Here is a 25,871-nt window from a genome sequence, read left to right as displayed (position 1 = left end):
GATGTCGAAGGAAAATGCATGACGATCACCGCAGAGCGCAAGGACGCGCTCGTCAAGGAACATGGCCGTATCGAAGGCGATACCGGCAGCCCCGAAGTCCAGGTCGCGATCCTCACCGAGCGCATTCGCAACCTGACCGAGCACTTCAAGGGCCACAAGAAAGACAATCATTCGCGCCGCGGGCTGCTGATGATGGTCAACAAGCGCCGCAGCTTGCTCGACTATCTCCGCCACAAGGACGGTGCCCGCTACACCGATCTCATCGCGAAGCTCGGGCTTCGCAAGTAACACGGACGGCCCCCGAAAGGGGGCCGTTTCGCTATTCGGCAACCGGCAATTCGGCCGGTTTCCCCGAACCCCCTTCCCGCCGAATGAACGGCCGGTGGAAGGGACAAGCCGGGCCATTATCGGCTCGCAGACAGGCCCCGCGCGCATTGGGCGTGCGGAGTGAAGGAAATAAAATGTTCGATACGAAAACTGTAAGCACCCAGTGGGGCGGCAAGACCCTCACGCTGGAAACGGGCCGCGTTGCCCGTCAAGCCGATGGCGCGGTCATCGCGACGCTCGGCGAAACCGTCGTGCTGTGCGCCGTCACCGCCGCCAAGTCGGTCAAGGAGGGGCAGGATTTCTTCCCGCTCACCGTTCACTACCAGGAAAAATTCTCGGCTTCGGGGCGCATCCCCGGCGGCTTCTTCAAGCGTGAGCGCGGCGCGACCGAAAAGGAAACGCTGACCAGCCGCCTGATCGATCGTCCGATCCGTCCGCTCTTCCCGGAAGGCTTTTACAACGAGATCAACGTGATCTGCCAGGTTCTCAGCTATGATGGCGAGAACGAGCCCGACATCCTCGCGATGGTCGCGGCGTCGGCGGCATTGACCATTTCGGGCGTGCCGTTCATGGGTCCGATCGGCGCCGCACGCGTCGGTTATGTCGACGGCGAATACATCCTCAACCCGACCACCGAAGTGAGCAAGTCGGGCGAGCTCGACCTGGTCGTCGCCGCCACCGGCGATGCCGTGATGATGGTGGAATCCGAAGCCAAGGAGCTGTCGGAAGAAATCATGCTCGGCGCGGTGCAATTCGCGCACAAGGCATGCCGCGAAGTCGCCAATCTGGTCATCGATCTGGCCGAACAGGCCGCCAAGGATCCGTGGGAAATGGCCGCTCAGGCTGATCTCTCGGCCGCCAAGGATAAGCTGAAGAAGCTGATCGGCAAGGACATCGCCGCCGCTTATAAGGTGACCGACAAGTCCAAGCGTTCGAACCTGCTCAACGAAGCACGCGCCAAGGGCAAGACGGCCTTCGCCGACGCCGCCCCGCAGGATCAGATGGCCGCGGGCAAGCTGATGAAGAAGCTGGAAGCGGAAATCGTTCGCGGCGCCATCCTCAAGGACGGCAAGCGTATCGACGGCCGCACCACCACGCAGATCCGTCCGATCGAAGCGATGGTGCACTTCCTGCCGCGCACCCATGGTTCGGCGCTGTTCACTCGCGGTGAAACGCAGGCGATCTGCACCACCACCTTGGGCACCAAGGAAAGCGAGCAGATGATCGACGGGCTGACCGGCCTGTCCTACGAAAACTTCATGCTGCACTATAACTTCCCGCCTTATTCGGTCGGTGAAGTGGGTCGCTTCGGCGCCCCCGGTCGTCGTGAAGTCGGTCATGGCAAGCTCGCCTGGCGCGCGCTGCACCCGGTGCTGCCGACCAAGGAAGAGTTCCCCTACACGATCCGCGTTCTGTCGGACATCACCGAATCGAACGGCTCTTCGTCGATGGCGACGGTGTGCGGCGGTTCGCTGAGCATGATGGATGCCGGCGTGCCGCTGAAGCGCCCGGTCTCGGGTATCGCGATGGGCCTGATCCTGGAGGGCAAGGACTTCGCGGTGATCAGCGACATCCTTGGTGATGAGGATCACCTTGGCGACATGGACTTCAAGGTTGCAGGCACGTCCGAGGGCATCACCACGATGCAGATGGACATCAAGATCGCCGGCATCACCGAAGAGATCATGCGCAAGGCTTTGGACCAGGCCAAGGAAGGCCGCGCGCACATCCTCGGCGAAATGGCCAGGGCGCTCGACCACACGCGTGAAGAGCTGTCGGCGCATGCACCGCGCATCGAGACGATCACGATCGACAAGTCGAAGATCCGTGACGTGATCGGCACCGGCGGCAAGGTGATCCGCGAGATCGTCGCCACCACCGGCGCCAAGGTCGACATCGACGATGAGGGCGTGATCAAGGTGTCGTCATCCGACACCGCGCAGATCGAAGCAGCGATCAAGTGGATCCGTGGCCTGGTCGAAGAGGCCGAAGTCGGCAAGGTTTATGACGGCAAGGTCGTCAACCTGGTCGATTTCGGTGCGTTCGTGAACTTCATGGGCGGCAAGGACGGTCTCGTTCACGTCTCTGAAATCCGCAACGAGCGCGTCGAGAAGGTCTCGGACGTCCTGAGCGAAGGCCAGGAAGTCAAGGTCAAGGTCCTCGAGATCGATCCGCGCGGCAAGGTTCGCCTGTCGATGCGCGTCGTCGACCAGGAAACTGGCGCCGAGCTGGAAGACAGCCGCCCCGCACGCGAACCGCGTGAAGGCGGTGACCGTGGCGACCGTGGTCCTCGCCCGCCGCGCCGTGACGGCGATGGTGCCAGGGATGGTGGACGTGGCCCGCGCGGCGATGGCGGCGGCCGTGGTGACCGTGGTCCACGCCGTGACGGTGGTGATCGTGGCCCGCGTCGCGAAGGCGGCGGTGACCGTGGTCCGCGTCCCGAGCGTTCGGGCGGTAACGATGCCAATGACGATGGGGGCCCAGCGCCGGAATTCGCGCCGGCCTTCCTGACCGGCGATCGCGACTAAGCTCAACCGCGAGTGCGCAATAGAAGAGGGGTCCGGGAAACCGGGCCCCTTTTTCTTGGCCGAAGCACCGTGCGTTCATCCGATCCATTCGTGCTGGGCATTGATCGCTTTGGCGAGGCCATCGCGCGGACTCATGGAAGGACATTTTTTGGCGCGATAACCTCATCGACCATGCTGTGGCTCAAGCGAAAAAATCTCCGCGCGCTCGCGTTCGGCCGCGGCGATAAATTAAGTACCTGATATACAACAATATTATTACACTGGCCTCCTGTCGGCGATACCGCCCGAGATACTTCACATAACGGTGTGTCATATCTCCCGCAGCCCGTCCTACAGGACTGTCGCCGACGGCGATTCAACCGTCACGCCGAATCTGCAAGACATCACTTGCCCGCTTCGAGCCGGCTCGCTCTTTTCCATAGTCGGAACAACATTTGTCACAGGCACGAGCGCAAGGGCCTGGCACATGAGTGGAGGCGTGCGCTGGGACCTGGATATAATGCTGGGCGCTGTAACCTGATAAAGTATCAAGGATAGCAAACAGGTTTGTAATACAAACCATAATATACTATCAGCCGCCCATCCGATTGGGAGGTTTTAATGACCGACGAACAGAATACCGACAGACTGCACGCGCTGGACGCCGTGCGCGCGGGCGCGTTGCTGCTCGGTATCGCATTCCACGCATCCGTTTCCTTCATTCCCGGTACCCAGATCTGGCCGGTCGCCGATATCTCTCGCAGCCCCGCCCTTGCCGTCGCCTTCTTCGTCCTGCACCTCTTCCGCATGACGGCGTTTTTCCTCATCGCGGGTTATTTCGGACGCATGATGCTGGTGCGGCAGGGCACGGGCGGTTTCGTGCGCGACCGTCTGAAGCGCATCGCCCTGCCACTGGTGGTGGGATGGCCGGTTCTGTTCGCGGCGATCGTCGCGGTGGTCATCTGGTCCGCGATTAAGGCCGCTGGTGGTGCCGCACTTCCCGCAGCACCCCCACCGTCGCTCAGCGCGCAGACGTTTCCACTGACTCATCTGTGGTTCCTGTATGCGCTGCTATGGCTTTATGCTGGCGCATTGTGCCTGGTCGGCCTGGCCAAGGTGATCGATCGATCCGGCCGGTTGCGCGCAACGATCGACCGGCTGGTGATCGGGCTCGAACGGTCCCGTCTGACGCCGCTCGTCATTGCCGTACCGATCTGCGCCGCTTTCCTCGCCAATCCCGAATGGCGCTTGTGGTTCGGCGTGCCGACACCGGATACGGGATTGGTCCCCAATGGCATCGCGATGACCGCCTATGGCTTGGCGTTCGGTTATGGCTGGCTGTTGCAACGCAATCCGGGCCTGTTGCAGGCATGGGCGGCGCGCTGGCTGTTCAATCTCGTTCCCGCCATCGTGCTGACGATCGCCTGCGTCGCGATCGCGGGCACCACGCCGGATCTCGGCGCGGCGCCGCGCGGTTCGGCCCGGACGATCCTCTATGCGGCGGCCTATGCGCTGGCGATCTGGTGCTGGACGATCGGACTGGTCGGCGCAGCGCTGCGGTTCCTCTCGCGGCCCAACACGACGCTGCGCTACATGGCGGACGCGTCCTATTGGCTATACCTGATCCATTTGCCGATCGTCATGGCGCTGCAGGCGGCGTTTGGTCAGCTTGGCTGGCCGGCCCCGGTGAAATTCGCCCTGATCCTGTTCATTGCGGTGCCGCTGATGCTTGCCAGCTATGAATTGCTGGTACGGCATAGCTGGATCGGGGCATGGCTCAACGGCCGCCGTATTCCGCGACGCGCCGCCCATAGCAGCGCCGTCGCCCCCGCAACATGACACGTCCGGAGCAACCCGCCATGTCCGACCCGACCGGTCACCAGGATGATCTCGCCTATCTGAAGGGTCTGGTTGCAGGCCGGCAGGACCGCCCGCTCCAGGCCGCCTCGGCGCTCGTCTGGGGCGGCGGTCTTTATGGCGGACAATGCTTCGTGCAATGGTTTCAGGCGATCGGCTGGCTGGCCCTGTCGCCATCGGTCAGTCTTGTCGTGGGGCTCGGGCCGACCGTGATCTTCCTGATCGCGTTGACCATCCTGCTGCGGCGCGATGGCGCCGCATTTCCCAGCGACGGCGCCACCGCTCGTGCCGCGAACGGCGCCTTTGCGGCGATCGGGCTGACCAATCTGGCGATGATCATTGTGTTCGGCTTCAATGCATGGAAGCGCAGCGACTTCCTGATCTGGGAACTCTATCCGGCGGTCGTGTTCGCGCTCCAGGGCGCGGCCTGGATCACTATCTACGCGGTACGCCGGCAGGGCTGGTATCTGGCGGTAGGCCTGGGCTGGCTGATCAGTGCGGTCCTTCTCGGCATGCTGGTCGGCACCAGCAGTTATGTGCTTGTCGCTGCGCTCGCGCTGATCCTGCTGATGGCGCTGCCCGGGATGATCATCATCCGGCAGGCCGGCTGACCATCGGCATGTCCGGCTTCGATATCGGCAAGCTCGACGAGGTGATCCATGGCCGCCTGCGGCTAGGGATCATGGCTTATCTTGCCGATGCCGAGGTCGCCGATTTTACCGAACTGAAGACCCGGCTCGATGCGACGCAGGGCAATCTGTCGATCCATCTGCGCAAGCTGGAGGAGGCAGGCTATATCGCGATCGACAAGAGTTTCTTCAATCGCAAGCCGCTGACCCGTGCGCGCATCACCCCTGCCGGCCGGTCCGCCTTTGCCGCGTATCTGGACGCGATCGGCAAGCTCATCGGCTCTTAGAAAAGACGGTTGGCCCTGCGCAACCGCGCCTAGAGCGATTCCAGATAACGCTCCATCGTCTCGGTCGCGCTGTCCGACAGACGGACGATCGTGCGGCGCCCGTCGGCCGGATCGGACGACAGGTCGACCAACCCGCGCTGCCGCAGCGTTCCGATCCAGCGCAGCCCGCTGGTGGTCGGCACATCGGCAGCGATGCAGGCACTGGTCGCGGAAACCATGCGCCGTTCCATGCGCGCGATATACAGGTCGAGCAGCATGTCCCAGGGCGGTTCGTGGAACTCCATCGAATAGGCGGCGAACGCCTTGGCGCGGCGCCGGCGCGCGGAATAGAGATGCTTGGCGATCGTCAGCAGTTCATGTTCGTCGTCATCGGCCGATACGGTCACCAACGACCTGTTCATCGCCAGTGTCGACGCGCGCAGAAAGGGTTCGAACCCTTCCACTTCCTTTGGTTGCAACGCCATGACGTTTCCCTTCAGATATTGTGATCGCCAGCGACCTGGCGTTGTTGATTGCGCATCGCCTGCGTCGACCAGTCGAGATCGCCTCCGCGATGCTTTCGCTGCTGATGGCGCACCGTCCCGATCAGCAGCAGCAATACGATTGGATAGCTCCATGCCACCGCGAGGATGGCATAGACGACTCGGATCGTTTCCGAGTCTATTGCCTTGATGACGTGTGCGCCCGCGCCCAGCCCTTGCATCGCCGCCACCCACAAGGTCCACCAGCGATCGGCATAGAGCGCGAGCGCGACGAGCACCCCGAACAACGTCAGATCAACCGTCATGATGCCGATTTCGACATGCGCATAACGCGCCGGCATCGCGGATTGCAGTCCGATACTGAGCAGATAGGCCGTGGCGAGCGCCAGAGCGGTAAGCCGTTCCGGCATACCGCCCCGCACAATTGCATAGCCCGTGACGCCCGCCAGAAAGACGATGAAGATGATGAATCTATCCATGCCCGACCGGACTATCCTTTCTTGGCAGCCCGGCCACGGGCTGGGTGGGTTCAGGCAGCCGACACCAGCCGAAACGGAGCATCGATCTCGCCGGTCGGCTCGGTCGGCGGACATTCGCCAGTATCGCCGAAGCTCCTAGTGAGGCCAATCTCGGCGCGAACCTCGGCTAGGATACGATGCGCCTCGACGAACGACTGCCGCGCCTTGACCAGCGCGCTGGCGCCTTCGGACACGAGGCGCAATGCCTCGATCCCGGTGCCGACCGGCAGGTTGGCGTTCTGACGCGCCTGAAGCATGGTCACCATGCACTGTGCCGCCTGGGTTGCCGCGCGATCGGTCGCGGCCTCGGCCTGCAGGAAATCCCGGGTCACGATATCATTTGCCTGACGGCGTTCCTTGAGCATTGCGCCTCCCCAGCCGCACCCGGCGGCATTTCGTCAGCGCGAAAGATCGATGCGATTCTCGCGGAGCTTGTCCGTGAGCGTCGCCGCAATATTGAGCAAAGCACCAGTCGACAGGGCAATCCCAACCATCAGGGCAAGGATGATGCCGGCACGCTGGAGCTTCGTCAGATCATTTCGCGCATCCCCGTTGATCCGCCGGTCGGGGCTGAGCCCGAAGAGGCGGCGACCATATCCGAACGATGCGGTCGAGTAGGGGGGTGACGCCTCAACGGTGGGTACGGCAACGTCGATCGGTTCATGTGCGAAAGGCTCGTATGTCGGAATACCCTCATGGTCGGCGAGCCGACGCGCCGCGTCGAAGCGCGATGTGGCACCAAGGGTGGCGATCGCGCGCTCGATCCGCTTATCAACCGAGTGCGGCGAGATTTTGAGGACCTGCGCGATTTCCTTGGAATTGTGACGCGTCAGTACGAGGCGGAGACACGCCCGCTGGGCTTCGGTCAGCTGCTCGATATCCCCCGGCGACATGGTGTCATTGTACCTCCATTTTGGATCAGAGCAACGAGTCCTGCATGATCCCGAATTGGGCACTCACCCCGTCAAATATCGATAACGGGTCGGTAAACTGCGGTTTGTGGATCACCGCTAGCGCCTGTCAGGCATTAAGGAATTGGGCTGATATCCGCCTTGAGGTCCGAATCGGCCCGCAAGATATCCAGCGCCATCGCGATATAATTGCCTGCGATCGGCTGATCGACCACATCGCAGACGCGGACGAGCGAATCGCCGACCTCGATCAATCGCCTGATCAGTTCGACCTCGGTGAGGCCATCATCGAGCCAGGCTTTCGGCATGACGGATTCGGGGAAAAGCTCGCCACGCATCATTGCCCCTGCTCCCCACCTTGAAATTGTTCCTCTCCCTGGAACTGCTCATGGTGGCGGATCACCTCATCGATGATGAAACGGAGGAATTTCTCGCTGAACTCAGGATCGAGATCGGCTTGTTTGGCCAGCCCGCGCAGGCGCGCGATCTGGGTTTCCTCGCGGCTGGGGTCGGCCGGCGGCAGACCGGTGGTCGCCTTGTAGCGCCCGACCGCCTGAGTAACCTTGAAACGCTCGGCGAGCAGGAAGACGAGCGCGGCATCGATATTGTCGATGCTTTGGCGGTAGCCCCGCAATGTTTCGTCGCTCACTCGTCGCAACTCCCACCCGGCCCAGCCCTTCTCGACGAAGGTGCGCCTCCCTCTTGCGCACGCGATCGCGCGTGCGCAAGTCCGAAACACTTGCCTTTGGCGTCCTGCGCCGCCACATCCTCGTGATATGAGCGCCACCATCCACCGCCTCGACGCGCGCGCCGCCCCGCCCTCGCTGGAACCGATGGTTCAGCTCGTCGCGGGCGATCTCAATCTGGTCAATGCGGTCATCCTGGACCGGATGCAGTCGCAAATCCCGTTGATCCCCGAACTGGCCGGTCATCTGATCGCGGGTGGGGGCAAGCGCATGCGCCCGATGCTCACCTTGGCGAGCGCGCGCCTGCTCGGTTATTCGGGCAACCGTCATCACCGTCTCGCCGCCGCGGTCGAATTCATTCACACCGCCACGCTGCTGCACGACGATGTCGTCGACGGGTCGGACTTGCGTCGCGGCAAACGCACCGCCAACCTGATCTGGGGCAATCCCGCCAGCGTATTGGTCGGTGACTTCCTGTTCAGCCGCTCGTTCGAACTGATGGTCGAGGACGGCAGCTTGAAGGTGCTCAAGATCCTGTCCAACGCCAGCGCGGTGATCGCCGAGGGCGAAGTCAATCAGCTGACCGCCGCACGTCGCATCGACATCGGTGAGGAACGCTATCTCGACATCATCGGCGCGAAGACCGCCGCCTTGTTCGCCGCGGCCTGCCGCATCGCCGCAGTGGTCGCCGAACGGCCCGAAGCGGAGGAAGCCGCGCTCGACGCATATGGCCGCAATCTCGGCATCGCGTTCCAGCTGGTCGACGATGCGATCGATTACGTCTCCGACGCCGGCACGATGGGCAAGGATGCGGGCGACGATTTCCGCGAAGGCAAGGCGACCCTGCCGGTGATCCTCGCCTACGCCCGGGGGTCGGTGGAGGATCGCGTGTTCTGGAAGGCGGCGATGGAAGGCCATCGCGCGAGCGACGATGACTTCGCCCATGCCGTGTCGCTGATCAAATCGACCCGTGCGGTCGACGATACGCTCGCCCGCGCGCGACATTACGGCCAGCGCGCGATCGATGCGCTGGGCGGCTTTGCCGGCGGCCAGGCCAAGGACGCGATGGCCGAAGCGGTCGAGTTCGCAGTGGCGCGAGCATATTGACCCCGCGCAGTTTGCCCCCGCGCAACCGCCACGGCCCAATCGGGATGATGGGCGTCGCCGTGGTGGCGACGGCGTCGCCGGCCATGGCGCAAACGACTCCCAAGGCTCCCTTTACCATCTCGGCTACCACCCGTGCGCGCGTTGAGGTGATCGAGAATCAGGCGCGGACCGGATTCGAACGCGACGATACGCTGGTCACCTTTCGCACCGTCATCTCCGCCGAATATGGCCCCGGACCGATCAGCGTCGGTGGCGAGCTGTGGGATAGTCGCGCCTATTCGATCTCGCCGCGCAGCCCGATCGGCACCGGCGAGGTCAACGCGATCGAGCTGGTCCAGGCTTATGTGAAGGCGGACCTCGGCGGTGCACTCGGTACCAAGGTGCAAGCTGGCCGCTTCACGCTCGACGTCGGCTCGCGCCGTATCGTGGCCAACGATGATTACCGCAACACGACCAACGGCTTCACCGGACTGCGCGTCGATCTGGCACCGTCGAAGCGGTTCAACGCGATGCTTTTCTATACGCTGCCGCAGGTCCGCCTGCCCGCAGGCGGCGCGGCGTTGCGTGCCAACCATGTCGAGATCGACCGCGAAAGCTTCGACCTGCGCTTCTGGGGAGCGAGCGGCCGACTCAAACACGCGATCGGCCCGTTCGACTTCGATGCCGCCTGGCTCCGCCTCGACGAACGCGACCGCCCCGACCTGGCGACGCGCGACCGACATCTCACCACGCTCAATGCGCGACTGATCAAGGCGCCGGCAGCAGGGCAATGGGATGCGGAAGGCGAAATCTCCCATCAGGGCGGGTCGGTCAGCGCCGATGCGACCGCGTCCGCCGCGCGGCTGCCGGTATCGGCTTGGTCGACGCATGGCGAGATCGGCTACACCTTCGCCGCCGCGTGGAAACCGCGTCTGTCGTTCGAATATGAATTTGCCGCTGGCGACGATCGCGGCGGCCATTTCACCCGCTTCGACCCGATCTTCGGCTCGCGGCGCGGCGATTATGCGCCGTCGGGCATCTACAGCACGATCGGTCGTGCCAATATCGTCACACCGGCGATCCGGCTCGAGACGGCGCCGAGCAAACGCTTCGATACCATGATCAGCTATCGCGAACTGTGGCTCGCATCGCGCTACGACGCCTTTTCGACCTCGGGCGTGCGTGACGCCACTGGAGCCTCAGGTAGTTATGCCGGCCGCCAGTTCGAAGGTCGCATCCGCTGGTGGGCGATTCCCAAGCGCCTGCAACTCGAGGCGAGCGGAGCCCTGCTCGACAAGGGGCGCTTCCTGAAGAATGCGCCAAATGCTCCGGTCGGTGGTGACACGCGTTATCTTTCACTGAACGCTTCGGCCTTCTTCTAACCTGCCGGAAAAGAGACTGTCCCCGACCCGCTCGCCTGTGCGAAACGGGGATCGCCTTATGACCACGCTCCCGATCCACGCCGTCCTGCCCGACTTGCTCGCGACGTTGCGCGGGCGGTCGAACGCCGTGCTGGTCGCGCCGCCGGGTGCGGGCAAGACAACGGCGGTCGCGCCTGCCTTGCTCGACCAGCCATGGTGCACCGGCGAAATCCTGCTGCTGTCGCCACGCCGCCTTGCCGCCCGAGCGGCGGCCGAGCGCATGGCGACCCTGGCCGGCGAACCGGTCGGCCAGATTTTCGGCTATGCGACGCGGATGGACAGCAAGCGTTCGGCGGCGACGCGCGTGACGGTCGTGACCGAGGGCATCTTCGTCAATCGCATCCAGGGCGACCCCGAACTGACCGGCGTATCGGCGGTGCTGTTCGACGAAGTGCATGAGCGCAGCCTCGACAGCGATTTCGGCCTGGCGCTCGCGCTCGATGCGCAGGCCGGCTTGCGCCCGGACCTGAGGCTGGTGGCGATGTCGGCGACACTCGACGGCGCACGTTTCTCCGGCCTGATGGGGGACGCCCCGGTGATCGAAAGCGAAGGCCGCAGCTATCCGCTGATGCTGCGTCATATCGGCCGTGCCGGCGAAGCGCGGATCGAGGATTCGGTCGCCACCGCGATCCGCACCGTGCTGCGCGAAGAGCAAGGCGGCATTCTCGCCTTCCTGCCCGGCGTTGCGGAAATCGAACGCACCGCGGAACGGCTTGCGGGACTCGCTGGCGATATCATTCTGCACCGCCTGCACGGCAGCCTCGATCCGCAGGCGCAGCGCGCCGCAATCGCGCCCGACCGTGAGGGCCTGCGCAAGATCGTGCTCGCCACCTCGATCGCTGAAACCAGCCTGACGCTCGACGGCATCCGCGTGGTGATCGATTCGGGCCTGGCGCGCCGCCCGCGCTATGATCGCGCGGCGGGCATGACCCGCCTGGTTACCGAGCGCGCCAGCCAGGCTTCGGTCACCCAGCGCGCGGGGCGCGCGGCGCGGCAGGGACCGGGCACTGCCTATCGCCTGTGGGAGGAAGCGGCGACCGCCGGCCTGCCGCGCTTCGATCCCCCGGAAATACTCGAAGCCGACCTGTCGGCGCTGACGCTTGACTGCGCGTTATGGGGGGTCGCCGATCCGCGCGCGCTGAATTGGCTCGATCCGCCGCCCGAGGCCGCGGTCGCCGAGGCGCGCGCACGGCTTGGGGCATTGGCGGCGATCGATGCGGATGGCCGCCCCACCGCACACGGCAAGGCGATCGCTAAACTGCCACTGCCACCGCGACTCGGCCATATGCTGGTCCGTGCCGGGGAGATTGGGCTGGCCGAGACGGCGGCGCAGATCGCGATGCTGCTTGGCGAGCGCGGCCTGGGCGGAAACGACGTCGATCTGGAGTCGCGCCTGCGGCGCTGGCGCGGCGAGCGCGGGCCAAGGGCCGAAGCGGGGCGCAAGCTCGCCAGGCGATGGGCCGGCCTCGTCCGCTCCGCTCACGCCACAGAAGCGAGCGCGCAAGAAGGGGTCGCGATCTGCATCGCCCTCGCCTTCCCCGACCGGATTGCGCGGCGCCGCGACTCCTCCGGCGAGACATGGGCCTCGACCGGCGGTCGCGGCTTCAAGCTTGACGGCGCGACGGCGCTGGCGCGCAGCGACTGGCTCGCGGTCGCGGAGACACAGGGCATGGCGGCCGGAGCGCGCATCCTGTCCGCCGCGCCGATCGAGCTCGTCACGGTCGAAACAATGTTCCGCGATCGCATCGAGACCCTTCGCACTGTAAGCTTCGACCCAATGACCGGCGGCGTGCAGACGATTCGCGAGCGCAGGCTGGGTGCAATCCGCTTGTCGGGTGGGCCGGACAGCACGGCCGATCCGGCAGAGATCAGCGCCGCCTTGCTCAAGGGCGTCCATAATAACGGACTCGCGCTTCTGCCGTGGAGCGAGAACGCGCTAGCGTTGCGCTACCGTGCCGCGTTCGCCGCCGCGCATGGCGGCAGCGATCTCGCTCTGGACGACGCAGCACTGCTCGCCCGTGCCGATGCGTGGCTGGTGCCGTTGCTCGATCGCAAGCGCCGGCTCGACGCGATCGATTCGGGCGCGCTGACCGATGCGCTGCGCAATCTGATCGGCTGGGACGCGATGCGCATCATCGACCGCCTGGCACCGACGCATTTCGACAGCCCCGCCGGCAGCAGCCACCCAATCGACTATGCGGCCGACGGTGGTCCGCGCGTCGAGCTGCGGCCTCAGGCATTGTTCGGCCTCGCCGCCCACCCGATGGTCGGCGGCGGCAGCGTGCCGCTGGTGCTCAGCCTCACTTCGCCCGCCGGACGCCCGATCCAGACCACCCGCGACCTGCCCGGTTTCTGGGCGGGCAGCTGGAGCGATGTGGCCAGGGAAATGCGCGGCCGTTATCCGCGCCACCCCTGGCCCGACGACCCGGCAAGCGCGATTGCGACGACACGAACAAAAAATGCGGATGCGCGCCGCGTCCAACCGCGATAGACGGGCGACGAGACCCGAAGGACCAGCCATGCCCACCGCCCGAATCTTCCAGCGCCCCAAGAACGCCATGCAGTCGGGTCGTGCCCGTACCCAGGCCTGGGTGCTCGAATTCGAACCCGTCGAGGCGAAGCGGCCCGATCCATTGACCGGCTGGGCGGGTTCGGGCGACACGCGCGATCAGGTGCGGCTCGATTTCCCCACGCTGGAGGCGGCGACCGCTTATGCGACACGCGAGGGATTCGGTTTCCAGGTGATCGCCGCGCCGGAGCGCAAATTAAAGCTCCAGGCTTACGCCGACAATTTTCGATGACCCCAAAATCACTGGTCCGCAAATGGATCGCGGCGTTCAATAATGCCGACGTGAGCGCGCTGGTCGCGCTTTATGCTGACAATGCGGTCAATCATCAGGTCGCTAACGAACCGGTCGAAGGTGTCGAGGCGATCCGCGCGATGTTCGAGGCGGAGTTCGCCGCGGCACAGATGGAATGCGTCCCGGAGAATCTGTTCGAGGACGGCGAATGGGCGATCCTGGAATGGCGCGACCCGACCGGCTTTCGCGGCTGTGGTTTCTTCCATGTGATCGACGGCAAGATCGCGGTCCAGCGTGGTTATTGGGACCGGCTCAGCTTCGAAAAGCTGCACGGAATTTAACCGAGCAGCGACGGGCTCAACAAAAGCAGCATCTTGACGTCGATCGCCACGCCCGCGGCGCGTTTCGATGCGACAAAGGCGGGCAAATCGGCCAGTGCGACGCGGTGAACGGTGATATTCTCGTCCGCCGTTCCACCACCCTCGCTCACCTGTTCCAGCCCGGTCGCGCGAACCAGCGTGAAGCCTTCGCTGACCAGGCCCGGTGACGACTGGAACTGGCCGAGCGACTCGACGTGCGTCGGGCGATAGCCGGTCTCCTCCTCCAGTTCGCGCGCGGCCGAGGTCTCGATACTTTCGCTCTCATCCTCGTCGCCGACCAAGCCGGCCGGGAGCTCGAGGCAGAGCCGGTCGAGCGGCACACGAAATTGTTCGACCAGGATGACGTGACCGTCATCGATCGCCAGGATCACCGCCGCCTGAATGTCGCGCGTGCGTGAGACATATTCCCACTTGCCGCGCTTCTTCACGGCGATGAAACGGCCCTCCCAAGCCGTTTCGACGGGCTCCCCACCTTCAGGCGCACGGCTCATAGTTCGATCAACCTGTCGGGAAGCTCGTTGCGATCGGTTTCGGTCTTGGGGAAATGTTCGGCGATGATCGTGCCGATCGCCGCGACCGCCGCTGCCATGCCCTGACCGGGCTCGCCCACGCGTACGCGGTCGATCAGTGCGGCCATCGCATCACCCCAGCGCTCCGGCGGCACGACCTTGTGGATCGCTTCGTCGGCGACGATCTCGGCGATGCGCTCGTCGAGTGAGAGATAGAGCAGGATGCCGACCCGCGCCTCTGTACGACGTTCTGCGCCAACCTTGAAATATTGCACCGCCAACCGCCGCACGCGCCGCGAGCGCGTCGCCTTGGGCGTCAGCGCCAACCGCAGCGGCGTCCAGGCAAGCGCGTAGCGCACCGCGAGGAAGATCAGCGCCTCACCGATCAACAGCGCGAAGAACAGACTGCGCAGGTCGGGCTCGCCGGTCCAACCGTCCGACCACCAAGCAAACTTCGATTCGATCGCCGCCGGATTGAGCGCGACGATCGCGACGAGCAGCAGCATCGCCGCCATCGCATAATGCAGCGCCACATCGCGGTAGAGATCGGAGCGTTCGGTGACGATTGTGACAATCTCGCCGTCCGTCCCCTCTTCGGCCCTTGCCACCGCATTGGTGACCAGCGCGTGATCCGCTTCGCTGAATTTCCTGATCCGTGCCATCACCAGCTCCCCGACGAACCGCCGCCGCCGAACGACCCGCCGCCGCCGGAGAAGCCGCCGCCACCGCCACCCCAGTCGGAACCACCGCTACTGCCCCAGGACGAGCCGCCGCCGCCGCCAAGACCGGGACCCCAGATGACAACCGGGCCGATGCCACCGCGGTAACGCTTGCCCTTGGCACGGCCGAAGATCATCGGGAACACGACGAAGAACAGGATGACGATCCAGAAGATCGCGATCGCCGCGCCGTTGCCGCCGCTGCTCCTCGATCCGCCCGACGCCGAACGCTGGCTGGTCAGCTGCTGAGCGCGCGCCTCGGCCGCCTCGAGCGGCAGCTTCATCTGTTCACCGATCGCCGCCGCGCCGGCCATGATCCCACCGGGCATATCCTTGTTACGGAATGCCGGCAGGATGTCGTCGTTTATGATGACGCTCGACAGCGCATCGGTCATGATCGGCTCAAGGCCATAACCGACCTCGATCCGAACCTTTCGCTCGTTCGGCGCGATCAGCAGGATGATGCCGTTATTGGCGTCCTTCTGACCGATCGCCCAAGCACGACCGAGCTTGTAGCTATAATCTTCAATCGGATAACCTTGCAGATCAGGCACCGTCGCGACGACGAACTGGCGCGACGACGCCTTTTCGATATCGGCGGACAATTGGGTGAGCTGCGTCTCCTGCTCGGGCGAGAGCCGGTTCGCTGCATCGACCACACGGCCGCTGAGCGGCGGGAAGGTCTGGGCGGAGGCGAGCGTCGCACAGCAGAGCAGCAGTGATGCGACCAGATAACGAAGGATGTTCACGCGGCCTTCCTTTGTGGGATGCCAATTTCATTGATGATGCCGTCGACCCCCGCCGCCACACCGCGCGGAAAATCGCGTTTGCGAAATGCCGGCAAGATGGCTGACTGGATGATCGCGCCCGCCTCTTCGTCGCGAAGCGCCGATTCGAGACCATAGCCGACCTCGATCCGCACCGTGCGTTCGTTGGGGGCGACGATCAACAACACGCCGTCATTAATACCTTTCCGCCCGACACCCCAGGTGCGCCCGAGATTCACACCGTACATCTCGATCGGATGCCCACTCAGGCTGGAGACGGTGACGACCACCAACTGATGCCCGGTCGCCTTCTCCAGCGCTGCCGATTTCGCCGAAATCGCCGCTTCATCGCCGGGCGACAATAATTCCGCCGCATCTACCACCCGCCCGGTCAGTTCGGGAAACTGGTAACCGGGCGGCGCGACGCCCTTCGCCGGGGCGGCGTGTCCGCACCCGGCGAGCAGCAATGAAAGGGCAATCAGTCGGATCAGTTGCTGTTACCGAAGTTCACCGGTGGCGCTGTTTCCGAACCCGGTGTCGTCGCCTGGAACGGCGCCATCGGCTTCGCTCCGTAAAACACCTTTGCGCCGATCGCATCGGGGAAGGTGCGGATGCGGGTATTATAGGCCTGCACCGCTTCGTTATAATCGCGCCGCGAAATGCCGATGCGATTCTCCGTACCTTCGAGCTGCGACATCAACGTGGTGTAATTGCCCTGCGACTTGAGCTCCGGATAAGCCTCCTGCAAACGCTGCAATGACAGACTGATCGCACTTTGCGCGCGATCGAACTGAGCCAGCTTAGCGGGATCGGTCAGGTCGCTGGCAGAAACACGTACGGCGCTGGCGGCGGCGCGCGCCTGGGTCACTTCGACCAGGATGCTCTTTTCCTGTGCGCCGGCGGCTTTCACCGTCGCGACGAGATTGGGAATCAGATCCGAGCGGCGTTGATACTGGTTCTGCACCTCTGCCCATTTCGCCTTGGCTGCCTCCTCCGCCGTGGGCACGCTGTTGATCCCGCAAGCGGACAGCATCGCGGCGAGGCCGATGGTGACGCCAATATTGATTGGGACACGAAACTTCATGATTATCTCTCCAGCCCTTGCACGGTCGTCATACTCGACTAGCCTTGCCAGGCGGAAGTTAAATCGGATGGAGGTGCGTCGTGTTCAATGAGTTCAAGGCATTCATCACCCGCGGCAATGTGCTCGAACTGGCGGTCGCGGTCATCATCGGCGCGGCATTCGGCAAGATCGTGACCTCGCTGACCGACGATCTGATCATGCCGGTGATCGGCAAGATTTTCGGCGGGCTCGATTTCTCGAGCTATTTCGTCGTGCTTGGCAAAGTGCCCAAGGCGCTGGCCGGATCGTCGGATTATGCCGCGCTGAAGAAGGCCGGCGTCCCCGTATTCGGCTATGGAGCGTTCATCACCTCGGCAGTCAATTTCCTGATCCTCGCCTTGATCATCTTCGTGCTGATCCGCGCGGTGAGCAAGCTGATGCCCAAACCCGACGAAATGCCCGCAGCCGAAGCGGCCGAAATCGCACTGTTGCGTGAAATCAGGGACGAGCTGAAGAAAAAGTCCGTCTGATATTCTCGTCTCCGTGAAGGGAGGAAGAACACACCGCTTGAACTGGATTCGGCCTTAAGCCGCCGCGAGATCCTCGGCCACGGCATCCGCCAGGCTGGTTCCGTCGAGAATGCGCGCCGTTTCGTCACGCACGCGCGCCATCGCGATGCGGATCGCGCAGGTCGCCTCGTCCTTGCAATCCTTGCACGGGCGATACGCGGTGCGGCTGACACAGGGGACCAGTGCAAGCGGCCCCTCGATCACCCGGATCACCTCGCCAAGCGAGATCAAATGGGTCGGGCGCGACAGGCAATAACCGCCCATCTTGCCGCGATGGCTGTGCAGAAAACCCGCCTCGCGCAAGTCGGCAAGGATCAGTTCGAGGAATTTTCGCGGCACGTTCGCCGCGACCGCGATCCGGTTCATCGGGATCGGCGGGCCTCCGGCGGGGGCTTCGGCGAGAAACAACATGGCGCGGAGCGCGTAACGGGAACGCTGTGTCAGCATGATACTATACCCCATGCACCCGATTTGTGGCGACCGAAAGGCGGAGATGGGCTTTTCATTGGATTCGAACGCCCTATATTGAACGTGTCGAAGGTTCGCCGGAGACTATGGTGATAAAATGCGGCGTATAATAGACGCAACGGACCCGGGGGCAGTACCCGGCGGCTCCACCACAACCGGCCTTTCGGGACCGGTCATGACGGGGCCGAAGCAGGATCGACGTGTGTTCAAAGGCGCTGTTTTTGCCCGGGCTGAGTAACCCGTTCAAGGCTCAAAACCACAAGTGCTAACGATAACGAAGCACTCGCAATTGCCGCGTAACACTAAGGCCTAACGGTCTAAGTTACGAGGACGAAAGCGCGGTTGGGACCGCACCGGGCAACAGAAGCGGAAACCAGCGGTACGGGGGGCACCGGGCAACAGAAGCCCCCCACTATCGACCCGTAATGCTTACGACCATTGCCGCTCGCCGAAAGCGCGCGCGCCCGCGATCAGCACGGTGATCATTACCGCCTCTACGATCATCGGCGTGAAAGTCGTCGCGACGATCCCGTCCGCGATGATCGTGACGCAGCGCCCAAACAGTCCGATGGCGAACATGATGATCGGCAGGACCAGCGGCGCCGCGCGTTGCTTCCACGCGCCATACAACACGAACGACGCTGCGCCGACGAATAGGGCGGTGAAGTCCGCACGGATCGTCGCGAGCCCCTGTACCCCTTGCGCCGCGATGAAGAATTTCGCCGCCATCTCGGCCGGCCTGACGAGGAAAGCGAGGCCGAGCACCAGGTTGAATAGCCCGACCAGCATGACGGCCGCGCGAATTACCTGCTTCATCCGATTCCCTCCACGATCGCCTGCATTATATGGCATTGCCTGTGCCGATGAACGCGATCAATATCGCTTGTGATCCTTTCCATGGAGAATGGAACTGCACGATTTCGCCGAACTGACCCCATCCAAGGACGATCGTGGCAAACAGACGCGGCAATGATAGACGACCCTGAAAAAACCGACCGCCTCGCCGTGGAGATAGACGCCTCGCTTCCTTTGGAAACCAGGCTGTCGTCGAACGTCAAAAATGCGCTTGCGGAACAGTCGCCAGACTCCGCGATTCCGGATCGCTGTATGGTGACAAAAATCTTCTACATGGGAGATGAAGGTGGGATTGTTTGCGGTCTCGATGTCGGCGGACCGGATACCAAAACGCCCTTTTTCGTCTCCATAACCCAACTCATCTTCGACAGGCGATGCCCGGTGTTCCGTCAGATCGAGGCCTATCAGCGGCATCGCGTCAAAAAACTCAAGCAACAACCCGGCGCGCACTGACGCCCGCACGATCGCCGATCGAACCTATCCGAAGCGATCATATCGCATCAGAGCCTTAGCTGCGTCACGATCTTGGCGCAGCGCTCTATAGCGGCGGAACAAGCAGCGCCGGCATCTTGGGGTACGTGACTGGCGGACTCCTCACGCCGAATAACGCCATCAATGCCTATTTTTTCGGCGGCGCGCTGGCATTCTCTCCGGCTTGGCAGGATGCTTTACAGCTTACTCAAGCCGAAAACCGCCTGACCGTTTCTTGCCAGAGGTCGCCATTCCCGGCGCGCAAGCCCTTTCCCTATCAACGGTCCGTTTTGGGAATGCTGGCGCTTGCGGTCGCGGAGGAGGGGCGCAGCGTGGCGGATACTCCGAATACGATAACGGAGGCGCGCACGCGGATCAAGGAAGCGCTATCCTTGCTCGATGGCCTTGCCGCCGATGCGCTCGATGCGGGCAGTCGCCTCTCGATCGCATTGGAGATCCCGGGGGGCATGGTGTCCGAAATGACGGGCGCGTGACCCGGCCATTCTCGTTCAATGGTCCCATTCGGGAAACCACCGGACGGGCGCCCGCCTTTTTCAACACCCCCAACGGTTTAGCGCCCGCCGATCCAGGTCGCGAGCAGCTCGCCATCCTCTCTCAGCGCGACGAGATCGGCGCGCCAGCCGGCGGCGATCCGGCCATGACTCTCCGCGATGCCGAGGAAACGGGCGGGATTACGGCTCGCCATGGTCAACGCTTCGGCCATCGATACGCCGACCATCGCGCGCATATTGCGCACCGCCTGCGCCATATCGAGGTCCGATCCGGCCAGAGTGCCATCCTCATTGACGCAGACCCCGTCGATCACCTCGACCCTATGTCCTTGCAGCATGAAGCTCTTGTCGGTCTGGCCGACGCTCGGCATCGCGTCGGTCACCAGCATGAAGCGATCGGCGCGCTTCGCCTTGAGCGCGATGCGCAGCGTCACCGGGTGGACATGGCGGCCATCGACGATCAGCGCGCACCAGCAATCCTCATCGTCGAGCGCGGCACCGACCGCGCCGGGCTCGCGAGAGGTCAGCGGCGACATGGCATTGAACAAATGGGTAAAACCGGTCAGCCCATGATCGAGCGCGGCGCGAATCTTGGCATAGCTACCATCGGTATGGCCCGCGGCAACGATCATCCCCGTGCCGGCAAGCCGCGCGATCATCGCCGGCGAAGTCTGTTCGGGCGCCAGCGTGAGCAATGTGCGCCCGCGCTTCAGCCCCGTTACGGAGGAAAATCCCTCATCATCCAGCACGATGATCTTGTCGGGGTTGTGGATGCCCTTGCGATCGACGTTGAGGAATGGCCCCTCGATATGGATGCCGAGCACGCCGGGCACGCCCGCCTCGATCGCCGCATCGACCGCGCGGATGCCCTCGCGTACCGTGGTGAGATCGTCGCTGATCAGCGTCGGCAGGAAACCGGTCGTACCGTAACGCCGGTGTGCCGCACCGATCGTCGCAATCGTTTCGACCGTCGGCGCGTCGTTGAACAACATCCCACCACCGCCATTGACCTGCGAATCGATGAAGCCGGGCGCAAGGACTGCGCCATCCAGGTCGCGGCGTTCGGCTCCGGCCGGGATATCGACCTCCGGCACGACCGCGGCGATGCGCTCCCCCTCGACAATCACGGTCATGCCGTCGACCAGCGCGTCATCGATCAGCGTGCGGCAGTTGAAGAATGCGATGGTCATCAGATTGTTTCAGTCACTTTGCGCAGATTTGGCGGACGATCGGGGTCAAAGCCGCGCCGCACGGAGAGCGCATTGACCGCACGGTAGAAGGACTGGATCTGCAGCATCGGCTGAATCGCGGGTGCCGCATCCTGGGTCGGCAGGGTTACCGCACCGGCAATCTCCATCCCTGCGCAAAACACCACGCCGCCGCGCGAGACCGCTTCTTCGACCAGCGCATCGACGCCCTCGCCGGTCTCGTCATCCTGACGGAACACGAGCAGCGGGAAATCGGGACCGACCAGCGCCATCGGCCCATGACGCACTTCGGCAGCGCTGAACGCCTCGGCATGCAGGCCGCAGGTTTCCTTGAATTTCAGCGCCGCTTCCTGCGCGATACCCAGCCCAAGACCGCGACCGATGACATAAAGCCCGCGCGATTCGGCGAGCCCATCGATCAAGGGCGACCAGTCCGCCGCCCAAGCCGTGGCGAGCATGTCGGGCGCGCCCGCCAGCGCCGCCGCCAGTGCCTCATCTCCCGCCCAGACCGACACGAGATCGACGATCGCGGCAAGCGACGCGATATAGCTTTTGGTCGCCGCCACGCTCCGCTCCAGCCCGGCATGCAGCGGCAGCGGCGCATCCGCCAGGTCGGCGAGCGGCGAAGTGGCGTCGTTGACCATCGCCGCAAGATACGCCCCGCCCGTCCGTCCTGCTTCGACACTACTCAGCAAGTCCGGGCTGCGCCCCGATTGCGAGATGGCGAGCAGCAGCGTGTCATCCATTTGCTGCGGCACATGATAGACCGAGCTGATCGACGGCGCGGCCGACGTCACCGGCACGCCGGTCACCGTCTCGATCAGATATTTGGCGAAGGTCGCGGCATGGTCCGAACTGCCGCGTGCGCAGGTCGATACCGCGCGCGGCGGCGTTTCCCGCAGCCGCGACGCGAGCGCCCTGATCGCCGGCGTGTTTGCGGTTCGCTGGCGCGCGACCACCACGCTCGCTTCGCCGGCTTCGGCAAACATCAATGTCGATTCGGCCACGATACTCATGCCAGCGCATTCAACTCCGCGACGAAATCATAGGCGTCGCCGCGGTACCAGCTGTGCGTCGCTTCGATCGCGCGACCATCCTCGAGGAAACCGCGCCGCTCGATGAACAGGCCGGGGGCACCCGCCTGGATATCGAGAAGTTTTGCCTGGTCGGCGTTGAACAGCACCGCGCGCAAGCGCTGCAGCGCCCGTACCGGGCGATGTCCCGCCGCATCCAGCGCGGCGTAAAGCGAGACGCCGACCGCCTCCAGGCCCGGCAAACCGAAGCCCGGTATGGTCGAATATTCCAGCGCCATCGGTTGTTCATCGGCGTAGCGGATGCGGTGAAAGCGGAACACGCGGGATCCCGGGCTGAGCCCCAGGGTCAGCGACTCGTCCGAATTCACCGCGCCCTCGGTTTGCGTGATCCATTCGCTGCGCGCGGTGCGTCCGCGCGCCGCCATATCCTCCGAGAAAGAGGTGAGCTTGGAGAATTGCTTCTCAACGCGCCCGCCGACGAACGTGCCCGCACCCTGGCGGCGCGTCAGCATGCCATCCGCAACCAACCCGTCGATCGCCTTGCGCACGGTGATCCGCGAAATGCCGAACTCGGTCGCGATGTCGCGTTCAGGCGGCAAAGCCTCTTGCGGCCTGAGTGCACCCGCTTCGATCCCGCGGCGCAACGCATCCTGCATCTGCTGGTAGAGCGGAGCGCGGACGCTGTCGTCCAGCACGCCGATCTTTTCGGCCAGATTCATAAGCTAAGCATCCCCACTCTCTGGCCAACTTCCCCGTACCGGGCATCGCCGCCACGCATCCTTATAAGACCAATTAAATACCAGTTTCCACAACAAAATGACCGCGGCCCGGCTTGATATGTAAAAAAGATGCTTGACGCTGTCATTGGTATGAAACATGTTCTGTTAATTGGTCTGGCATTGGTAGTTAATTGGCGCCGTCAGATCGAATCAGGGTAAGAGCATGGGGAGATCGGCAATGACCGTTATACGACTTCTGGCAGCATCGGTGAGTTCGTTCGCATTGGCCGCATCCGCGCACGCGCAGAGCGTCGATGCTCCCCGCAACAGCGCGCCGTCGGGCGCGGTTCAGGCGACACCCGGGGAGGCCGATAACGGTGAGGATATCGTCGTCACCGGCATCCGCCTGTCGCAGCGCGCCTCGATCGACGCTAAGCGCGATTCGGACGTCGTCGCCGACATCCTGTCCGCCGAGGATATCGGCAAATTTCCCGACAAGAACGTCGCCGAGGCGCTGCAGCGCGTGCCCGGCGTGGTCATCAACCGCGAATTCGGCGAAGGCGAGCGCGTCTCGCTGCGCGGCACGGCGCCCAATCTGACCAAGACACTCGTCAACGGCCACGCGATCGCCACCGCCGACTGGTTCCTGCTCGAGCAGCTCGCCTCGACGCGCAGCTTCAATTATCTGACCCTGCCGGCCGAGATCGTCGGCCAACTCGATGTCTATAAATCGGGTCAGGCGGACGTCGAGGAAGGCGGCATCGGCGGCACGATCAACGTCCATACGCGCAATCCGCTCGACCTGAAGGCGTTCACCGTCTCGGCCTCGCTGCAGGGCGTCTATTCCGAAAAGCGCGGCGGGGTCGACCCGCAGGCATCCGGGCTGATCAGCTGGAAAAACGACGCCGAGACCTTCGGCATCCTGGTCGGCGCCGTCTATCAGCGGCGCGATATCCGCCGCGACGGAGTGGAGGTGCTGGGCTATCAACCGGTCACCGTGGGCGGCCAGACCGCACAGGTGCCGTCGCTGATCGGATCGGCGCTGTTCCAGCAGGAGCGCGAGCGCTACGGCGGCAACATCGCACTGCAATTCCGTCCGTCAGATGATCTCGAGATCAACCTGACCGGCCTCTATTCGAAGTTCAACGCCAACAATTTCAATCAGAACTATCTCGCTTGGGGTTCCAGGGCGCTGGGTGGCGTGTCGCGTACCATCGACGGGGTGGACACGACCGTTCCCGGCACGCTGACCAACGCCGTGGTCAGGAACGGAACCGTCGTATCAGGCACGATCTCGTCTCCGACCGCGGCGGGCGGCGGCGGATTCGACCCGAACGGCCGGGCAGTGGTCTATGACGCGATCGACCGCCAGGCATTCGCCAAGACCTATTCGGCCGACGCAGATCTGGTCTGGCACCCAAGCGACAGCTCGACCTTCCACCTGAAGTTCGGCTACACCCGGGCCGACGGCAACACCGAGTCACAGCCCTTTTATGAGGGCGCCGCACCGGGCGCTTTCTCCTTCGACATCAGCGGCGATGTGCCGCAGGTCAGTTTTAGCGGAGTCGACCCGACCCGGCCGAACGACCTGATCCTCGACTTCGCTTCGCTCCACAAGGTGACCAACCGCGATGAGGAGAAATATCTCTATGCCGACTATGAGCATGAGGTCGATTGGGGTCCGATCAACGCGATCAAGGTCGGCGGCAAGTTCACCGACCATGACCGCGTGACTAGGTTCCTCGCCACCACTTATCGCGATTTCTATCTCAATTTGATCGGCGCGACGGGTTGCGGCAACCATGCCTGTACGTCAGCCGATTTCGCCGGCGGGCAAACGCCGGGCGATTTTCTCGACGGCGTGGCGTTGCCCGGCACCTTGACCAACTTCTTCCAGGTCGACCGCACCAGATTGCAGGACATCCTCAACGCCCTGCCCGCTTCGGCGCGCCAGCGCATCATCAATCCGCCGGAGAATTACTCGATCAACGAGAAGACCTATGGCGGCTATGTGATGGCCAAACTGGGCAGCAAGGAGGATGGCTGGAAAGCCAATTTCGGCTTGCGCGTGGTCCACACCAAGCAGGACTCGCGCGGCAATCTGCTCGGTGTTCCGGCCACCACGCCGGGCGCGGTCCCCAATGCCTTCGGCACCTACCTCCCGGTCGAGGTTGAGCGCGGCTATACCGACTTCCTGCCGAGCGCCAACCTGAGCGTCGATGTCACGCCGAATGTGGTGGTCCGCTTCGCCGCGAGCCGCAGCGTCGCCCGGGCCGACTATACCGACATCGTGCCGCGCGTCAGTCTCAACCCTGGCTCGCTGACCGGCGACGGCGGCGACCCATCCGTTCAGCCGTACCGCGCCAACAATTACGATGCATCGATCGAATGGTATCCCGATCGCGACACGATCGTGGCGGCGGCGCTCTACTACAAGGATATCGGCTCCTACATCGTCAACCGCACCGTCCAGGAGCGTTTCCCGGTGCAGAACCTGAACAACCCAAATGCCTCGCGCTGCACGGTATCGCCCAGTTCGACGCCGGCCAACCAGCTGTTCGACTGCACGTTCGATATCAACCGGCGTTCGAACGGTTCGGGCGGCACCAACAAGGGTGTCGAGATACAGGTTTCGCGACCGATCGCTTACGGCTTCGGCGCGATCGTCAATTATACCTATTCCGATGCAAAATCGGACTCGGGCGATCCAATCCCGGGCAATTCGAAGCATGCGCTCAACCTGACCGGCTATTTCGAAAACGATTTCGCCTCGGTCCGGCTCTCGTACAATTACCGCTCGGCCTTCTTCATCAACATCGACCGCGCGGCACCGCTCAACCAGAAGGCGACCCAGTCGCTCGACGCGTCGGCGAGCTTCAAGGTCACCGAAAATGTCTCGCTGACCGCCGATGCGGTCAACCTGACCAACAGCAAGATCGAGCAATTCTCCGGTACCGAGGACCGCTTCCGGGCAATCTACGACAATGGCCGGCAGTTCTATTTCGGCGCACGCCTGCGCTTCTGATAGGATAAAAGCGGACCGGGCATCCGTCCGGTCCGCTCGCCATTGTTTTCGAAAAAGAGG

Annotated in this window: 30 protein-coding genes and 1 other RNA gene; 15 read left to right on the top strand and 16 right to left on the bottom strand. The window is 63.5% G+C overall.

What is annotated here, in order from left to right:
* Positions 1 to 18: 18 nt before the first annotated feature.
* The 5 genes from rpsO (at position 19) to ACVWZA_RS04060 (ending at position 5,607) form a co-directional block, all read left to right on the top strand.
* Complete coding sequence (gene rpsO / locus ACVWZA_RS04080) at positions 19 to 288, top strand: 30S ribosomal protein S15 (RefSeq protein WP_457309861.1); 270 nt, start codon at positions 19 to 21, stop codon at positions 286 to 288.
* Positions 289 to 461: 173 nt separating this feature from the next.
* Positions 462 to 2,855 carry a polyribonucleotide nucleotidyltransferase gene (gene pnp / locus ACVWZA_RS04075; protein ID WP_457309860.1) on the top strand — a complete coding sequence of 798 codons (2,394 nt, stop codon included), beginning with the start codon at positions 462 to 464 and terminating at the stop codon, positions 2,853 to 2,855.
* 600 nt (positions 2,856 to 3,455) lie between these two features.
* Positions 3,456 to 4,673: an acyltransferase family protein gene (locus ACVWZA_RS04070; protein ID WP_457309859.1), complete on the top strand. Its 1,218-nt coding sequence runs from the start codon at positions 3,456 to 3,458 to the stop codon at positions 4,671 to 4,673.
* Between the two features lie 20 nt (positions 4,674 to 4,693).
* Complete coding sequence (locus ACVWZA_RS04065; RefSeq protein ID WP_457309858.1) at positions 4,694 to 5,302, top strand: hypothetical protein; 609 nt, start codon at positions 4,694 to 4,696, stop codon at positions 5,300 to 5,302.
* An 8-nt stretch (positions 5,303 to 5,310) separates the two neighbouring features.
* Positions 5,311 to 5,607, top strand: a complete 297-nt coding sequence (locus ACVWZA_RS04060; RefSeq protein WP_457309857.1) for a winged helix-turn-helix domain-containing protein — start codon at positions 5,311 to 5,313, stop codon at positions 5,605 to 5,607.
* A 29-nt stretch (positions 5,608 to 5,636) separates the two neighbouring features.
* Here ACVWZA_RS04060 and ACVWZA_RS04055 read toward each other — a convergent pair whose 3' ends face one another.
* The 6 genes from ACVWZA_RS04055 to ACVWZA_RS04030 all read right to left on the bottom strand — a co-directional run bounded on the left by ACVWZA_RS04055 (position 5,637) and on the right by ACVWZA_RS04030 (position 8,167).
* The gene (locus tag ACVWZA_RS04055; protein WP_457309856.1) at positions 5,637 to 6,071 is read right to left on the bottom strand and encodes a winged helix DNA-binding protein; all 435 of its coding nucleotides are present in this window, start codon (positions 6,069 to 6,071) and stop codon (positions 5,637 to 5,639) included.
* An 11-nt stretch (positions 6,072 to 6,082) separates the two neighbouring features.
* Positions 6,083 to 6,568: a hypothetical protein gene (locus ACVWZA_RS04050; protein WP_457309855.1), complete on the bottom strand. Its 486-nt coding sequence runs from the start codon at positions 6,566 to 6,568 to the stop codon at positions 6,083 to 6,085.
* Positions 6,569 to 6,618: 50 nt separating this feature from the next.
* Entirely contained in the window at positions 6,619 to 6,972 is a 354-nt protein-coding gene (locus tag ACVWZA_RS04045; RefSeq protein WP_457309854.1) for a hypothetical protein, read from the bottom strand.
* Positions 6,973 to 7,005: 33 nt separating this feature from the next.
* The gene (locus ACVWZA_RS04040) at positions 7,006 to 7,500 is read right to left on the bottom strand and encodes a sigma factor-like helix-turn-helix DNA-binding protein (protein ID WP_457309853.1); all 495 of its coding nucleotides are present in this window, start codon (positions 7,498 to 7,500) and stop codon (positions 7,006 to 7,008) included.
* 134 nt (positions 7,501 to 7,634) lie between these two features.
* A complete protein-coding gene (locus tag ACVWZA_RS04035) occupies positions 7,635 to 7,856 on the bottom strand; it encodes a hypothetical protein (protein WP_457309852.1) in 222 nt (73 codons plus the stop codon).
* On the bottom strand, positions 7,856 to 8,167 hold the full coding sequence (locus ACVWZA_RS04030; protein ID WP_457309851.1) for a chorismate mutase: 312 nt from the start codon (positions 8,165 to 8,167) through the stop codon (positions 7,856 to 7,858). Before ACVWZA_RS04030 ends, ACVWZA_RS04035 begins: the two co-directional genes overlap by 1 nt.
* A 127-nt stretch (positions 8,168 to 8,294) precedes the next feature.
* Between ACVWZA_RS04030 and ACVWZA_RS04025 the strand changes: the two genes are divergently transcribed.
* The 5 genes from ACVWZA_RS04025 to ACVWZA_RS04005 all read left to right on the top strand — a co-directional run bounded on the left by ACVWZA_RS04025 (position 8,295) and on the right by ACVWZA_RS04005 (position 13,853).
* Positions 8,295 to 9,311 (top strand): polyprenyl synthetase family protein, encoded by a 1,017-nt coding sequence (locus ACVWZA_RS04025; protein WP_457309850.1) that lies wholly within the window; start codon positions 8,295 to 8,297, stop codon positions 9,309 to 9,311.
* Between the two features lie 83 nt (positions 9,312 to 9,394).
* A complete protein-coding gene (locus ACVWZA_RS04020; RefSeq protein WP_457309849.1) occupies positions 9,395 to 10,672 on the top strand; it encodes an alginate export family protein in 1,278 nt (425 codons plus the stop codon).
* A gap of 58 nt (positions 10,673 to 10,730) precedes the next feature.
* Entirely contained in the window at positions 10,731 to 13,202 is a 2,472-nt protein-coding gene (gene hrpB, locus ACVWZA_RS04015) for an ATP-dependent helicase HrpB (protein ID WP_457309848.1), read from the top strand.
* Positions 13,203 to 13,230: 28 nt separating this feature from the next.
* Positions 13,231 to 13,512: an ETC complex I subunit gene (locus ACVWZA_RS04010; protein ID WP_457309847.1), complete on the top strand. Its 282-nt coding sequence runs from the start codon at positions 13,231 to 13,233 to the stop codon at positions 13,510 to 13,512.
* Complete coding sequence (locus ACVWZA_RS04005; protein ID WP_457309846.1) at positions 13,509 to 13,853, top strand: nuclear transport factor 2 family protein; 345 nt, start codon at positions 13,509 to 13,511, stop codon at positions 13,851 to 13,853. Before ACVWZA_RS04010 ends, ACVWZA_RS04005 begins: the two co-directional genes overlap by 4 nt.
* On the opposite strand, the gene ACVWZA_RS04000 is transcribed toward ACVWZA_RS04005, so the two are convergent.
* Genes ACVWZA_RS04000 through ACVWZA_RS03980 form a run of 5 tightly spaced genes read right to left on the bottom strand, consistent with a single transcriptional unit; the run spans position 13,850 to position 16,971 of the window.
* Positions 13,850 to 14,383: an NUDIX hydrolase gene (locus tag ACVWZA_RS04000; RefSeq protein ID WP_457309845.1), complete on the bottom strand. Its 534-nt coding sequence runs from the start codon at positions 14,381 to 14,383 to the stop codon at positions 13,850 to 13,852. The two genes, ACVWZA_RS04005 and ACVWZA_RS04000, sit on opposite strands and share 4 nt — an antisense overlap.
* Positions 14,380 to 15,063, bottom strand: a complete 684-nt coding sequence (locus ACVWZA_RS03995; protein ID WP_457309844.1) for a TPM domain-containing protein — start codon at positions 15,061 to 15,063, stop codon at positions 14,380 to 14,382. The genes ACVWZA_RS04000 and ACVWZA_RS03995 overlap by 4 nt, the downstream gene beginning before the upstream one ends.
* Positions 15,063 to 15,869, bottom strand: coding sequence for a TPM domain-containing protein (locus tag ACVWZA_RS03990; RefSeq protein WP_457309843.1), 807 nt, complete (start codon positions 15,867 to 15,869; stop codon positions 15,063 to 15,065). The genes ACVWZA_RS03995 and ACVWZA_RS03990 overlap by 1 nt, the downstream gene beginning before the upstream one ends.
* Positions 15,866 to 16,354 carry a TPM domain-containing protein gene (locus tag ACVWZA_RS03985; protein WP_457309842.1) on the bottom strand — a complete coding sequence of 163 codons (489 nt, stop codon included), beginning with the start codon at positions 16,352 to 16,354 and terminating at the stop codon, positions 15,866 to 15,868. Before ACVWZA_RS03985 ends, ACVWZA_RS03990 begins: the two co-directional genes overlap by 4 nt.
* Positions 16,355 to 16,374: 20 nt before the next feature.
* Entirely contained in the window at positions 16,375 to 16,971 is a 597-nt protein-coding gene (locus ACVWZA_RS03980; RefSeq protein WP_457309841.1) for a LemA family protein, read from the bottom strand.
* 80 nt (positions 16,972 to 17,051) lie between these two features.
* Here ACVWZA_RS03980 and mscL point away from each other — a divergent pair, with 80 nt between their 5' ends.
* The gene (gene mscL / locus ACVWZA_RS03975; RefSeq protein WP_457309840.1) at positions 17,052 to 17,480 is read left to right on the top strand and encodes a large conductance mechanosensitive channel protein MscL; all 429 of its coding nucleotides are present in this window, start codon (positions 17,052 to 17,054) and stop codon (positions 17,478 to 17,480) included.
* Between the two features lie 54 nt (positions 17,481 to 17,534).
* Here the strand turns inward: mscL and ACVWZA_RS03970 are convergent, their stop codons facing one another.
* Positions 17,535 to 17,966 carry an RrF2 family transcriptional regulator gene (locus tag ACVWZA_RS03970; protein WP_183110421.1) on the bottom strand — a complete coding sequence of 144 codons (432 nt, stop codon included), beginning with the start codon at positions 17,964 to 17,966 and terminating at the stop codon, positions 17,535 to 17,537.
* Positions 17,967 to 18,014: 48 nt separating this feature from the next.
* Between ACVWZA_RS03970 and ssrA the strand changes: the two genes are divergently transcribed.
* Positions 18,015 to 18,362: a transfer-messenger RNA gene (ssrA, locus tag ACVWZA_RS03965) on the top strand.
* Positions 18,363 to 18,416: 54 nt separating this feature from the next.
* Here ssrA and ACVWZA_RS03960 read toward each other — a convergent pair.
* The gene (locus ACVWZA_RS03960; protein ID WP_457309839.1) at positions 18,417 to 18,803 is read right to left on the bottom strand and encodes a DUF4345 family protein; all 387 of its coding nucleotides are present in this window, start codon (positions 18,801 to 18,803) and stop codon (positions 18,417 to 18,419) included.
* 153 nt (positions 18,804 to 18,956) lie between these two features.
* Here ACVWZA_RS03960 and ACVWZA_RS03955 point away from each other — a divergent pair, with 153 nt between their 5' ends.
* Together ACVWZA_RS03955 and ACVWZA_RS03950 are read left to right on the top strand one after the other, a co-directional pair.
* Positions 18,957 to 19,295: a hypothetical protein gene (locus ACVWZA_RS03955; RefSeq protein WP_457309838.1), complete on the top strand. Its 339-nt coding sequence runs from the start codon at positions 18,957 to 18,959 to the stop codon at positions 19,293 to 19,295.
* Positions 19,296 to 19,645: 350 nt separating this feature from the next.
* A complete protein-coding gene (locus ACVWZA_RS03950; protein ID WP_457309837.1) occupies positions 19,646 to 19,807 on the top strand; it encodes a hypothetical protein in 162 nt (53 codons plus the stop codon).
* Between the two features lie 77 nt (positions 19,808 to 19,884).
* Here the strand turns inward: ACVWZA_RS03950 and nagA are convergent, their stop codons facing one another.
* From nagA to ACVWZA_RS03935, 3 genes are read right to left on the bottom strand one after another with little or no spacing between them, the layout of a single operon-like run.
* Positions 19,885 to 21,015: an N-acetylglucosamine-6-phosphate deacetylase gene (nagA, locus tag ACVWZA_RS03945; RefSeq protein ID WP_457309836.1), complete on the bottom strand. Its 1,131-nt coding sequence runs from the start codon at positions 21,013 to 21,015 to the stop codon at positions 19,885 to 19,887.
* Positions 21,015 to 22,049 carry an SIS domain-containing protein gene (locus ACVWZA_RS03940; protein ID WP_457309835.1) on the bottom strand — a complete coding sequence of 345 codons (1,035 nt, stop codon included), beginning with the start codon at positions 22,047 to 22,049 and terminating at the stop codon, positions 21,015 to 21,017. The genes nagA and ACVWZA_RS03940 overlap by 1 nt, the downstream gene beginning before the upstream one ends.
* Positions 22,046 to 22,786, bottom strand: a complete 741-nt coding sequence (locus tag ACVWZA_RS03935) for a GntR family transcriptional regulator (RefSeq protein ID WP_457309834.1) — start codon at positions 22,784 to 22,786, stop codon at positions 22,046 to 22,048. The genes ACVWZA_RS03940 and ACVWZA_RS03935 overlap by 4 nt, the downstream gene beginning before the upstream one ends.
* 238 nt (positions 22,787 to 23,024) lie before the next feature.
* Here ACVWZA_RS03935 and ACVWZA_RS03930 point away from each other — a divergent pair, with 238 nt between their 5' ends.
* Entirely contained in the window at positions 23,025 to 25,811 is a 2,787-nt protein-coding gene (locus tag ACVWZA_RS03930) for a TonB-dependent receptor (RefSeq protein ID WP_457309833.1), read from the top strand.
* Positions 25,812 to 25,871: the final 60 nt, after the last annotated feature.

The organism is Sphingomonas sp. UYAg733 (assembly GCF_054057355.1).
The sequence above is the reverse complement of the archived record's forward strand: the minus strand, read 5'-3'. Positions and strand labels throughout refer to the sequence as shown.